Annotated in this window: 11 protein-coding genes, 2 tRNA genes and 1 rRNA gene; 3 read left to right on the top strand and 11 right to left on the bottom strand. The window is 51.2% G+C overall.

Annotation, left to right across the window (positions count from 1 at the left end):
* Positions 1-11 precede the first annotated feature (11 nt).
* The gene (gene ilvC, locus AC0IWZ_RS22015; protein WP_034492245.1) at positions 12-1487 is read right to left on the bottom strand and encodes a ketol-acid reductoisomerase; all 1476 of its coding nucleotides are present in this window, start codon (positions 1485-1487) and stop codon (positions 12-14) included.
* Positions 1488-1653: 166 nt separating this feature from the next.
* Between ilvC and ilvY the strand changes: the two genes are divergently transcribed.
* Complete coding sequence (gene ilvY / locus AC0IWZ_RS22010; protein ID WP_471680529.1) at positions 1654-2547, top strand: HTH-type transcriptional activator IlvY; 894 nt, start codon at positions 1654-1656, stop codon at positions 2545-2547.
* On the opposite strand, the gene ilvA is transcribed toward ilvY, so the two are convergent.
* From ilvA to ilvL, 6 genes are all read right to left on the bottom strand, one after another.
* Positions 2544-4088 carry a threonine ammonia-lyase, biosynthetic gene (ilvA, locus tag AC0IWZ_RS22005; RefSeq protein ID WP_156104836.1) on the bottom strand — a complete coding sequence of 515 codons (1545 nt, stop codon included), beginning with the start codon at positions 4086-4088 and terminating at the stop codon, positions 2544-2546. The genes ilvY and ilvA overlap by 4 nt on opposite strands.
* Positions 4089-4090: 2 nt before the next feature.
* Complete coding sequence (gene ilvD / locus AC0IWZ_RS22000; protein ID WP_471678479.1) at positions 4091-5941, bottom strand: dihydroxy-acid dehydratase; 1851 nt, start codon at positions 5939-5941, stop codon at positions 4091-4093.
* Positions 5942-6002: 61 nt separating this feature from the next.
* On the bottom strand, positions 6003-6935 hold the full coding sequence (locus AC0IWZ_RS21995; protein WP_034461730.1) for a branched-chain amino acid transaminase: 933 nt from the start codon (positions 6933-6935) through the stop codon (positions 6003-6005).
* 19 nt (positions 6936-6954) lie between these two features.
* Positions 6955-7212, bottom strand: coding sequence for an acetolactate synthase 2 small subunit (gene ilvM, locus AC0IWZ_RS21990; protein WP_034492255.1), 258 nt, complete (start codon positions 7210-7212; stop codon positions 6955-6957).
* On the bottom strand, positions 7209-8855 hold the full coding sequence (ilvG, locus tag AC0IWZ_RS21985) for an acetolactate synthase 2 catalytic subunit (RefSeq protein WP_471678480.1): 1647 nt from the start codon (positions 8853-8855) through the stop codon (positions 7209-7211). The genes ilvM and ilvG overlap by 4 nt, the downstream gene beginning before the upstream one ends.
* A gap of 138 nt (positions 8856-8993) precedes the next feature.
* Entirely contained in the window at positions 8994-9092 is a 99-nt protein-coding gene (gene ilvL / locus AC0IWZ_RS21980; RefSeq protein WP_072009493.1) for an ilv operon leader peptide, read from the bottom strand.
* Between the two features lie 355 nt (positions 9093-9447).
* Between ilvL and AC0IWZ_RS21975 the strand changes: the two genes are divergently transcribed.
* The gene (locus AC0IWZ_RS21975; RefSeq protein WP_034492258.1) at positions 9448-10968 is read left to right on the top strand and encodes a YifB family Mg chelatase-like AAA ATPase; all 1521 of its coding nucleotides are present in this window, start codon (positions 9448-9450) and stop codon (positions 10966-10968) included.
* Between the two features lie 27 nt (positions 10969-10995).
* Here AC0IWZ_RS21975 and AC0IWZ_RS21970 read toward each other — a convergent pair whose 3' ends face one another.
* Entirely contained in the window at positions 10996-11334 is a 339-nt protein-coding gene (locus AC0IWZ_RS21970) for a MaoP family protein (protein ID WP_034492261.1), read from the bottom strand.
* A gap of 119 nt (positions 11335-11453) precedes the next feature.
* Between AC0IWZ_RS21970 and hdfR the strand changes: the two genes are divergently transcribed.
* Positions 11454-12278, top strand: coding sequence for an HTH-type transcriptional regulator HdfR (gene hdfR, locus AC0IWZ_RS21965; RefSeq protein WP_471678482.1), 825 nt, complete (start codon positions 11454-11456; stop codon positions 12276-12278).
* A gap of 79 nt (positions 12279-12357) precedes the next feature.
* On the opposite strand, the gene AC0IWZ_RS21960 is transcribed toward hdfR, so the two are convergent.
* The 3 genes from AC0IWZ_RS21960 to rrf all read right to left on the bottom strand — a co-directional run bounded on the left by AC0IWZ_RS21960 (position 12358) and on the right by rrf (position 12744).
* Positions 12358-12433, bottom strand: a tRNA-Trp gene (locus AC0IWZ_RS21960).
* A gap of 55 nt (positions 12434-12488) precedes the next feature.
* Positions 12489-12565, bottom strand: a tRNA-Asp gene (locus tag AC0IWZ_RS21955).
* A gap of 63 nt (positions 12566-12628) precedes the next feature.
* Positions 12629-12744 (bottom strand): 5S ribosomal RNA (gene rrf, locus AC0IWZ_RS21950).
* Positions 12745-12843 lie beyond the last annotated feature (99 nt).

Below are 12843 nucleotides of genomic sequence, written 5' to 3'. Positions count from 1 at the left end.
TGGCTTCGCGATTAACCCGCGACAGCAATACGTTTCATATCTTTCATATAACCGCGCAGTTTCTTACCAACGGTTTCGATTTCATGGTTACGAATCGCTTCGTTAACATCACGCAGTTGTGCGTTATCAACCGCACCGGCTGGGATTTCTTTACCCAGATCACCTGCCTGCAGCGTGGTCATGAACTCTTTCAGCAATGGCACTGCCGCGTAAGAGAACAGGTAGTTGCCGTACTCAGCGGTATCAGAGATAACCACGTTCATTTCATACAGGCGCTTACGGGCGATGGTGTTCGCAATCAGCGGCAGCTCGTGCAGAGATTCGTAGTAAGCTGATTCTTCGATGATGCCCGCATCAACCATGGTTTCGAATGCCAGCTCAACGCCCGCTTTCACCATTGCGATCATCAGAACACCTTTATCGAAGTATTCCTGTTCGGAAATTTTACCGTCAAACTGTGCAGCGGTTTCGAAAGCAGTTTTACCGGTCTCTTCACGCCAGGTCAGCAGGTTCTTATCGTCATTTGCCCAGTCAGCCATCATGCCGGAAGAGAATTCGCCGGAGATGATGTCGTCCATATGTTTCTGGAACAGCGGAGCCATAATTGTTTTCAGTTGCTCTGACAGCGCATAAGCACGGATTTTTGCCGGGTTGGACAAGCGGTCCATCATCAGCGTAATGCCGCCTTGTTTCAGCGCTTCGGTGATGGTTTCCCAGCCGAACTGAATCAGTTTTTCTGCATACGTTGGGTCGGTGCCTTCTTCCACCAGCTTGTCGAAGCACAGCAGGGAACCCGCTTGCAGCATGCCGCACAGAATAGTTTGCTCACCCATCAGGTCAGATTTAACTTCTGCAACAAAAGAAGATTCCAGAACACCAGCACGATGACCGCCAGTTGCAGCAGCCCAGGCTTTAGCGATAGCCATGCCTTCGCCTTTCGGATCGTTTTCTGGGTGAACCGCAATCAGAGTCGGAACACCGAAACCACGTTTGTATTCTTCACGAACTTCAGTACCCGGGCATTTTGGCGCAACCATCACCACGGTGATGTCCTTACGGATTTGCTCGCCCACTTCAACCACGTTAAAACCGTGGGAGTAACCCAATGCTGCACCATCTTTCATCATCGGCTGAACAGCCTTAACAACCGCAGAGTGCTGCTTGTCTGGCGTCAGGTTAACAACCAGATCCGCTTGCGGGATCAGTTCTTCGTAGGTGCCAACTTTAAAACCGTTTTCGGTCGCTTTACGCCATGAAGCGCGTTTTTCAGCGATAGCTTCTGCGCGCAGAGCGTAAGCAACATCCAGACCGGAGTCGCGCATGTTCAGCCCCTGGTTCAGGCCTTGTGCGCCACAGCCGACGATGACGACTTTTTTGCCTTTGAGGTAGCTTGCTTCATCGGCGAATTCTGCACGCGCCATGAAACGACATTTACCCAGTTGCGCCAACTGCTGACGCAGGTTCAAAGTGTTGAAATAATTAGCCATCGTGGTGGTACTCCGTAGTCGTTGTGTTGTGCTTTTATAAGGTTCGCCAGCCGTGTCTTGCTTGCGATAATGAACTCACTATATGACAGGAAATGCGTTGCTTAAATTGATATATTAACAACGTGACGTTGCAATTTATGCAACGTAAAGACGAGGGCTGATGACCATGGATTTACGCGACCTGAAAACGTTTCTTCACCTCGCAGAAAGCCGCCATTTCGGCAGAAGCGCCAGGGCTATGCACGTCAGCCCATCCACGCTTTCGCGTCAAATCCAGCGCCTGGAAGACAATTTAGGCCAGCCTTTGTTTTTACGCGATAACCGCACCGTTACGCTGACTGAGGCCGGAGAACAACTCAAACAGTTCGCTCAACATACGCTTTTGCAATATCAGCAAATGCGCCACACCATCGGGCAAGAAGGACCATCACTCACCGGCGAGCTACATCTTTTTTGCTCCGTCACCGCCGCGTACAGTCATTTACCGCCAATTCTCGACAGATTCCGTGCTGAGCATCCCAATGTGGAGATCAAACTAACCACCGGCGATGCCGCCGATGCGGTAGAAAAAGTGGATTCAGATGAAGCGGATCTTGCGATTGCCGGTAAGCCAGAAACGTTACCGCCCGGCGTTGCTTTCTCGATTCTGGATAACTTATCCGTGGCACTTATCGCACCCGCACTGGCCTGCCCGGTGCGTGCTCAGGTTAATCAGCCCGATCCTGATTGGGCGAAAGTGCCGTTTATTTTGCCGGATCAAGGTCCAGTGCGTCGTCGAATTGAGCTGTGGTTCCGCCGCCAAAAAATCAGTAATCCGTTTATTTATGCGACGGTTGCGGGCCATGAGGCGATGGTTTCAATGGTAGCGCTGGGTTGTGGCGTGGCGCTGATTCCAGAAATCGTGCTGGAAAATAGTCCCGAACCGGTGCGCAACCGCGTGCAGGTTCTGGAACGAAACGATGAAACCACGCCGTTTGAGCTGGGCGTTTGCGTACAAAAAAAGCGGCTCAATGAGCCGCTTGTGCATGCGTTCTGGAAATTACTGCCCGGTAACCACTAACCCGCGAGGAAGAAGCGGAATGCCGGGTTGTTGGTTTCGTCATGGCAATCGTAACCCAACTCATTGAGACGGGTTTCAAAATCCGGTTCGTTTTCACCCAGTTCAAACGCCGCCAAAACACGGCCATAGTCGGTGCCATGGCTGCGGTAGTGGAACAGGGAAATATTCCAGTGTGTGCCGAGCGTTTGCAGGAATTTCAGCAAAGCGCCTGGCGACTCAGGGAATTCGAAACTGTACAACCGCTCGCGCAGTGGCTTAGACGGACGCCCGCCCACCATGTAGCGCACGTGCAGTTTCGCCATTTCGTCATCAGACAAATCGACAACGCCATAGCCGCCAGCATTCAATAGTTCGATAATTTCATGTCGTTCTTCCACGCCACGCGTCAACCGAACACCGACGAAAATGCAGGCTTCTGACGAATTCGAATAGCGATAGTTAAACTCAGTGACCGGTCGACCACCCAGCACCTGGCAGAATTTCAGGAAACTGCCTTGCTGCTCAGGAATGGTGACCGCCAGCAATGCCTCACGCTGTTCACCCAGCTCGCAACGTTCAGAAACGTAACGCAGGCCGTGGAAGTTAACGTTTGCCCCGGATAATACGTGAGCGAGGCGTTCACCACGGATCTGATGCTGCTGGATGTACTTTTTCATCCCCGCCAGCGCCAGCGCGCCAGACGGCTCAGCAACAGCACGAACATCTTCGAACAGATCTTTCATCGCAGCGCAGATAGCATCGCTATCCACCGTGATGATGTCGTCGAGGTATTCCTGGCACAGACGGAACGTTTCATCGCCGATGCGCTTAACCGCGACGCCTTCAGCAAACAAACCGACGCGCGCCAAATCAACGGGCTTGCCCGCATCGAGTGCCGCTTTCAGGCAGGCTGAATCTTCCGCTTCAACGGCAATCACTTTGATTTGTGGCATTAGCTGTTTAATCAACACCGCCACACCCGCTGCCAGACCGCCGCCGCCAACCGGAACAAAGATGCGGTCGATATGTGCATCTTGTTGCAGCAGTTCCAGCGCCAGAGTGCCCTGCCCGGCAATGACTGCCGGGTGGTCAAACGGAGGAACGTAAGTGAAACCTTGCTGCTGAGAAAGTTCGATGGCTCGAGCTTTCGCTTCATCAAAGTTGGCACCGTGTAGCAGAACTTCACCGCCAAATGCGCGGACGGCATCGACTTTGATATCCGCTGTCGAAACCGGCATCACTATCAAAGACTTGATACCTAAACGTGTTGAAGAAAGCGCAACACCTTGAGCGTGATTGCCCGCTGAAGCGGTAATCACGCCACTGGCTTTTTGTTCGCTGTTAAGCCCGGCAATCATGGCGTATGCGCCGCGCAGTTTGAAACTGTGCACGGGCTGGCGGTCTTCACGCTTCACCAGAATGACGTTATCCAGCCGTGAGGAGAGCTTTTCCATCTTCTGTAACGGTGTGACCTGCGCGACTTCGTAAACCGGAGCGCGCAGCACAGCTCGCAGATACTCCGCCCCACAAGGGGCGTCAGGTAGCGGTTGTGACTCGGCCATCATTAGCCTCCAAGCTTACTTTTATCGCGCACCGCGCCCTTATCGGCACTGGTGGCAAGCATTGCGTAAGCGCGCAGAGCGAAGGAAACCTGGCGTTCACGCGCACGTGGAGTCCAGGCTTGCGCACCGCGAGCTTCTTGCGCTTCACGACGTGCAGCCATTTGCTGTTCGTTCAATTCCAGTTGGATGCCACGGTTTGGGATGTCGATGGCAATCATGTCGCCATCTTCAATCAGCGCGATATTGCCACCGCTTGCTGCTTCCGGAGAAACGTGGCCGATAGAAAGGCCGGAAGTCCCGCCGGAGAAGCGCCCATCAGTGACCAGCGCACAGGCCCTGCCCAGCCCCATAGATTTCAGGAAGGTTGTTGGGTAGAGCATTTCTTGCATGCCCGGCCCGCCTTTTGGCCCTTCGTAACGAATAACAACAACATCACCCGCTACCACTTTGCCACCAAGGATTGCCTCAACCGCATCATCCTGGCTTTCGTAAACTTTTGCAGGGCCACGGAATACCAGGCTTTCGTCGTCCACACCCGCTGTTTTAACAATGCAGCCATTTTCGGCAAAGTTGCCGTAAAGCACCGCCAAACCACCTTCCTGGCTATAGGCATTTTCTTTGGAACGGATACAACCGTTTTGGCGGTCAACATCCAGAGAATCCCAGCGGCAGGACTGTGAGAAAGCTTTTGTGGTACGAATGCCCGCCGGACCTGCGGAGAACATGCTTTTCACGCTTTCGTCTTTGGTCAGCATGACATCGTACTGTTCCAGCGTTTGCGTCAGGGTCAGACCCAGAACGTTTTTCACATTGCGATGCAGTAAGCCACCACGATCCAGTTCGCCCAAAATACCGATTACGCCACCCGCACGGTGCACGTCTTCCATATGGTATTTCTGGGTGCTCGGCGCGACTTTACACAGCTGAGGCACTTTGCGAGAAAGCTGGTCGATATCCGTCATGGTGAAATCGAGTTCTGCTTCCTGAGCGGCCGCCAGTAAGTGCAGAACGGTATTCGTTGAGCCGCCCATCGCAACATCCAGCGTCATGGCGTTCTCAAACGCTTCTTTGCTGGCGATGCTACGTGGCAATGCACTTTCATCATCCTGCTCGTAATAACGTTTGGTCAGCGCGACGATGCGTTTACCGGCATTCAGGAACAACTCTTTACGATCGGAGTGCGTTGCCAGCAGAGAACCGTTACCCGGCTGAGACAGGCCCAGCGCTTCTGTCAGGCAGTTCATGGAGTTAGCCGTGAACATACCGGAACAGGAGCCACAAGTTGGGCATGCAGAGCGTTCTACCTGCTCGCTTTGCTCGTCGCTCACTTTCGGGTCAGCGCCCTGGATCATCGCATCAACCAGGTCGAGCTTGATGATTTGGTCAGACAGTTTGGTTTTCCCGGCTTCCATCGGGCCGCCGGAAACGAAGATGACCGGAATGTTCAGGCGCAAAGAGGCCATCAACATCCCAGGGGTGATTTTGTCGCAGTTGGAGATACACACCATGGCATCGGCGCAGTGTGCGTTGACCATGTACTCCACGGAGTCGGCGATAAGCTCGCGCGACGGCAGAGAATAAAGCATGCCGCCGTGGCCCATGGCGATACCGTCATCAACGGCAATGGTGTTGAATTCTTTAGCTACGCCACCGGAGGCTTCGATTTGCTCTGCAACCAACTTACCCAAATCGCGCAGGTGAACGTGTCCTGGTACGAATTGAGTAAAGGAGTTCACAACCGCAATAATTGGCTTGCCGAAATCGTCATCGGTCATCCCGGTTGCGCGCCACAATGCGCGGGCACCCGCCATATTACGGCCGTGGGTGGTGGTGGCTGAACGGTACTTAGGCATGCTTATTTACTCCAGTCTGTCTGTCGAGCGGACGGTAATCACCATCCGCTTAGTTATATTTTTACTTAGGGTTGACCTGATCTAACCAGCCCCATTTATCTTCTGTTTCGCCAGTGAACAGACCAAAGAATGCCTGTTGAATGCGTTTAGTGACCGGGCCACAACGGCCTTCACCCACTTGAATGCGGTCTACGCTACGAACTGGCGTGATTTCCGCAGCAGTGCCTGACATGAACACTTCGTCTGCCAGGTACAGAGATTCGCGAGACAACACTTGCTCACGCACTTCGATACCCAGATCTTTTGCCAGTGTGATAATCGCGTCACGGGTAATGCCTGGTAATGCGGAAGAGGTAAATGGCGGGGTAAACAGGATGCCGTCTTTCACTTCAAACAGGTTTTCACCTGCGCCTTCTGACAGGTAGCCGTTCACGTCCAGCGCGATGCCTTCTTGATAACCATGGCGACGAGCTTCGCTGCCAACCAGCAAGGAAGAAAGATAGTTACCACCCGCTTTCGCCGCAGTTGGAATGGTATTTGGTGCTACACGGTTCCAGGAGGAAACCATCGCGTCGATCCCTTGATCCAGCGCTTCTGCGCCGAGATATGCACCCCATGGGAAGGCTGCGATGATCACATCCGTGGTGTAACCGTCTGGCGGGTTCACGCCCATACCGACATCACCAACAAACACTAATGGGCGGATATACGCGCTGGTCAGGTTATTTTTACGAATAACGCTACGGCAGGCCTCCATCAGCTCATCAACACTTTGTGATACAGGGAAACGATAGATTTTTGCGGAGTCACGCAAACGCTGCATGTGTTCACGATGGCGGAACACCACTGGGCCAATGTGAGATTCGTAGCAACGGATACCTTCAAATACCGATGTGCCGTAATGCAGCGCATGGGACATTACATGGACCTTTGCCTCGCCCCACGGCGTCATCTCACCATTGAACCAGATGTAATCAGCTTTCTTCGTCGTCATTGTTCTCTTCCTTCTGCGCTCAGGCGCGGATTTGTTGTGTTGTTTGTTGCTGGATTTCGACGCGACCAACGTCCACCAGTTTGCTTAATTGACTAAACAGTAATTCGACTGGGCGCAGGCTGGCAACGGTCAATTCAATATTAATATCGTCAGTATTCCCCAGCGTGACCATGTTCATAGAACACACCTGAAAACCGCGATGGCGCACGACGCGTAACACGCGCTCCAGGGTTTCTGGACGAAAACGGGCCGTTACTGCGAGCTGATGTTGCATCATGATAATTTCTCCAGCATTTGTGAGTTACTGGCACCGGGTGGTACCAACGGCCAGACGTTTTCGTACTCATCAATTGAGACGTGAAGCATGTATGGGCCATCGCTGTTCAGCATCGTTTCGATGGCAGCTTCTACCTGGTCTTTACGAGTAATGTGTTGGCCTGGGATACCAAAGGCGCTGGCCAGCATGAGGAAATCAGGGTTATCGGAGAGGTTGGTTTCACTATAACGTTCGGAGAAAAACATTTGCTGCCACTGGCGAACCATTCCTAAACGCTGGTTATCCAGTAAAACGATTTTCAACGGCAGCTGTTTTCGTTTTACGGTGCCCAGCTCCTGAACGTTCATCATGAAGGAGCCGTCACCCGAGATACAGATAACCGTATCGTTCGGTCGAGCCACTTGCGCACCTACAGCGGCTGGCAAACCGAAGCCCATCGTCCCCAGACCGCTGGAGGTGATGAAGTTCTCCGGGCGCGTGAAGGACATATGCTGAGCGGTCCACATCTGATGCTGGCCCACATCGGTAGTCACCACGCATTCCTGTGGCTTGCGGTCAGAGATTTGTTTTAGTAATAACGGAGCAAAAATGGCTTCGCCGGGATGATCGTAACGCCATGGGTTTTCAGCGCGCAAAGTGGCAACATCTTGCTGCCAGTCAGCGATATCCAGAGGTTGCTGCAACGCCTGTAATAACTGGACCAAATCCCCCTGCAACCCAACGTGTGCCTGGCGCAATTTGCTTAATTCAGCCGGGTCGATGTCCATATGGATCACTTTCGCGTGCGGGGCAAAGGTATTCAGCTTGCCAGTAACGCGGTCATCAAAGCGTGCGCCGACGGCAATCAGCAAGTCGCACTCTTGCACCGCAAGGTTCGCCGCTTTGGTGCCGTGCATGCCCAACATACCGGTATAAAACGGATTGTCCGCCGGAACCGCACCCAGGCCTTTCAGCGTGACGGTGGAAGGCATATTAGTGACGGCGATAAATTCGCGCAGCGCCGGAACTGCCTGTGCCATACCGACACCACCACCGACATACAACATAGGTTTGCGAGCGTTCGCTATCATTTCATGAGCCTGTTGCAGCTCGGCATGTGGCATTGCGAAATCATCTTCAACCGTCGACAACCACCGCTCCAGATCCCCTTGCGCTAACTGAATGTCTTTAGGGATGTCGACTAATACCGGGCCGGGACGGCCAGAATTTGCGATTTCAAATGCTTCAGCGAGCACGCGAGGTAAATCTTCAAAAGATTCAACGAGGAAACTATGTTTAGTGCACGCGAGGGATAATCCTAAAACATCCACTTCCTGGAACGCATCGGTACCAATGAATGGGGCCGCGACCTGACCTGTGATGGCAACGACGGGAACGGAGTCTAACAGCGCATCGGCAAGGCCAGTGATTAGATTTGTTGCGCCAGGTCCAGAAGTGGCGATGCAAACCCCTGTTTTTCCAGTAGAACGTGCATAGCCAATGGCGGCCATTGCGGCGCCTTGCTCATGCCGGCAGAGCAAATGTTCGACCCCGCCGTCGTATAAAGCATCGTAGACCGGCATGATTGCGCCACCCGGATAGCCGAAAACTGTCTTAACACCCTGCGCTCGCAACGCATGTACCACCCACTGTGCACCATTCATAGTTAGTTCCCCGCCTCACTACTGGAGAAACAGAATTTTATTCTGTAACGCATTATCTGTTCCTCTCCAAATTTTTTACCCAACAAAAAACCCCCGGACCTTTCGGTGCGGGGGTTCTTTTCGATTCAGGCTTGATTTTTAAGCCTTTCTTTCTCCAAGTGCAGCCCCGCACGGTGGGATAATAATCACCACCACGCTAATCACGACCAGGCTAATCACTTGTAGAAGGGCTTTCATGTTTGTTTATTCTGTCTACTTGTTCGAAGTAATGCCTACAGAGTTATCACAGTGTGTAATCAAAGCACAAGAATTTTTTATGAAGGATTTGAGTGAATAAAAATAAAATCTGATAAAAGGGTTTTATTTTCAGTAGATAACAAGATAGTGAAAATATTTCATAAAGAGCCAATTCTTATTGTTCTCACCCAGTCTTAGCGAAAAAATAATTTTTTTGCGGGGCGTGTCGCAGAAAAATTGCTGCGAAAAGAAATCCCAGCGAAAAGTCTGGAAAGCATTTCGAAGAACTCTCGTTTGATTCTTTAGTCCACATTATCAAACTGACAGGATAAAGCTCATTCCGAAGGAGCGAACTATGTCACTGGCAGTTGTAAACACAAGGGCGGCATTAGGCATTGCAGCTCCATTGGTCACCGTTGAGGTCCATATCAGCCAGGGGTTGCCGGGCTTAACCCTCGTTGGTTTGCCGGAAACCACAGTACGAGAAGCACGGGACCGGGTGCGAAGCGCCATTATCAACAGTGGATATATCTTTCCAGCCCGCAAAATCACGATAAATCTTGCACCCGCGGATCTTCCCAAAGAAGGCGGACGATATGACCTACCCATCGCTCTGGCCTTGCTGGCGGCTTCAGAGCAGCTTTCAATTGATAAACTGGAGCAATACGAGTTCGTGGGTGAACTTGCGCTTACGGGAGCACTACGCGGCGTTCCAGGTGCAATTTCATCAGCAATGGAGGCATTAAAAGCTGGAAAGAAGATCATTATTGCAGATGAAAATGCCGAAGAACTCGGTTTGATTGAGCAGCCCGGCTGCCTTATTGCAAACCACCTCACTCAAGTCTGCGCATTCCTTGAAGGAAAAGGTGAGTTATTCGCGCCAGAAAAGCTGCCGCAGCCAGCGGTTGAATATGGACAAGATCTCAATGAGATTTTTGGGCAATCGCAAGGGAAACGAGCGCTGGAGATAACGGCAGCTGGTGGGCATAACCTTCTGCTTATTGGGCCACCCGGCACGGGCAAAACCATGCTAGTCAGCCGCCTCAATACATTGCTCCCCCCATTGAACGATGGTGAAGCGCTGGAGAGTGCGGCGATCATAAGCCTGGTCAATCCACACTCATTACAACAACAATGGCGTCAGCGCCCGTTCAGAGCGCCTCATCACAGTGCTTCGTTGACTGCTATGGTAGGAGGAGGAACGATTCCAAGGCCCGGAGAAATATCACTGGCGCACAATGGCGTGCTGTTCCTCGATGAGCTTCCTGAATTTGAACGCCGGGTTCTGGATGCATTACGTGAGCCTATAGAATCGGGTGAAATTCATATATCCCGAACACGAGCCAAAATTAGTTACCCAGCAAAATTCCAACTACTTGCTGCCATGAATCCTAGCCCGACAGGGCATTATCAGGGTAAGCATAACCGTTGCACGCCTGAGCAGACACTTCGCTACCTCAGCAGGCTTTCAGGGCCATTTTTGGATCGTTTTGATTTATCCGTCGAGGTCCCTCTTCCTCCACCAGGGATTTTAAGCAATCCGGGTTTGAACGTTGAAAGCAGCGTTGATGTGAGGGCGCGTGTGATAGACACGCAGCGGCGACAATATGAACGCCAACAAAAGCTCAATGCAAGGCTGGATAACCACGAAATCAAGCTGCATTGTTCTATTGAGCACAATGATGCGATCTGGCTGGAAGAGACGCTGGTGAAACTAGGATTATCGATACGAGCCTGGCACCGTTTATTAAAGGTTGCTCGAACCATTGCAGATATCCAGAAAAGTGAACAGATAGGGCGGGAACATCTTCTGGAAGCACTCAGCTACCGTGCAATCGACCGTTTATTGATTCATTTACAGCAGTTAGCAGGATAAAAAAATGGGGCTTTCGCCCCATTTCTATTAATCATCGCTTTCGGTGTAGTCTTCAACCGCATCTGCCTGTGGCTTGCCACCGGAGAGTGTGTGGAAACGCTTAGGACGCTTGATTCGCGTCATATACTTGCTCCATACACGTTCGGCATCAGTTACTGGCTCACGCTCGCCACGGCAAACCGCAACAAACAGTACTTCTTCTTCAGTACCAGGTTCACGCTTGCCGAGATCCAGCTCATTGAACGCATAACCATGGCGCTCTAACAGCTGGGCCTCTTTGATGGTGAAATCACCATGGCGAGCAAACCCGCGCGGATAATGTTTATTGTCGAAAAACCGATTAGTCGTCGTAAAGCTTTCCGCCATCCTGCACGCTCCTAATTCTCTTGGTCGAGCTATTTATGGCGCGGAGTATTAGTTACGCTTGACAGAGCGTCAAACAAAACATTTAAATCATAACGACAAATTTTTTTTGGGAGTGGGTCGTGGATACTGAATTACTAAAAACGTTCCTCGAAGTGAGTCGAACGCGACATTTTGGGAGGGCTGCGGAGGCACTTTATCTAACGCAATCAGCCGTTAGCTTCCGTATTCGCCAATTAGAGAACCAACTCGGTGTAAATCTTTTTACTCGCCATCGCAATAATATTCGGCTAACGACAGCTGGCGAGCGTTTACTGCCGTATGCAGAAAATCTTATGAGTATTTGGCTGACGGCTAAAAAAGAGGTTTCTCACACCTCCCAACACAATGAATTAACGATTGGTGCCAGCTCATCACTTTGGGAATGCATGCTTTCAGAGTGGCTTGTGGCACTTTATCAACAACATAAAGACCTGCAATTTGAAGCTCGTATATCCCAACGAAAGTCGTTAGTTAAGCAATTGCACGAACGACAACTTGATCTGCTGATCACGACTGAATCACCTAAGATGGATGAGTTTTCCAGTCAATTACTGGGACATTTTGACCTGGCACTTTTTTCTGCTGCTCAGAAAACAACCAAAGCAGAGTTAAAGTATTTACGTCTGGAATGGGGGCCTGATTTTCAGCAGCATGAAACGGGTCTGATTAGTAATGATGGTGTTCCGGTTCTGACAACCAGTTCAGCTCAAATCGCCTACAAACTATTACAACAGCTCAATGGATGTTCATTTTTACCCGTGGAGTGGGCCAAGAAACGAGAAGGTATTTATCTTGTGCCTGATAGCACTACGCTTTCACGCCCTTTGTATGCAATTTGGTTACAAAATAGCGATAAACAGAGCACAATCAAAGAATTATTCAAGACACCACTTATAGCGCAGTAATGCGCTTTTGTCGTTCGGCGGGATATTTTAGGGGAATTTTAGGCAAAAAAAATCCTTTGCCGAAGCAAAGGATTATATATGGCAGGGGCGGAGAGACTCGAACTCGCGACACCCGGTTTTGGAGACCGGTGCTCTACCAACTGAGCTACGCCCCTAGATAACGCTTAGTATTATGCCCGCTAATTTAGCAGGCATAATTTTTTTAATAAGTGGCGGAACGGACGGGACTCGAACCCGCGACCCCCTGCGTGACAGGCAGGTATTCTAACCGACTGAACTACCGCTCCACCGAATTTCTTTCTTACTACCACCAGATGTCACATTCTGGCTTTTACTGCTTTGAATTTAGAGCCTGGCAGTTCCCTACTCTCGCATGGGGAGACCCCACACTACCATCGGCGCTACGGCGTTTCACTTCTGAGTTCGGCATGGGGTCAGGTGGGACCACCGCGCTACTGCCGCCAGGCATATTCTGTTTCATCAACCGTCATGCTGTTCACACAACCATCGACTTAAAATCTCGGTTCAAGCTGAAAATCAAATATTCTAGTCTCTCAACCAAAAC

The sequence above is a fragment of the Buttiauxella sp. AC142 genome, assembly GCF_979253435.1.
Note: the sequence above shows the minus strand (reverse complement) of the source record. Positions and strands in the feature narration are given on the sequence as shown.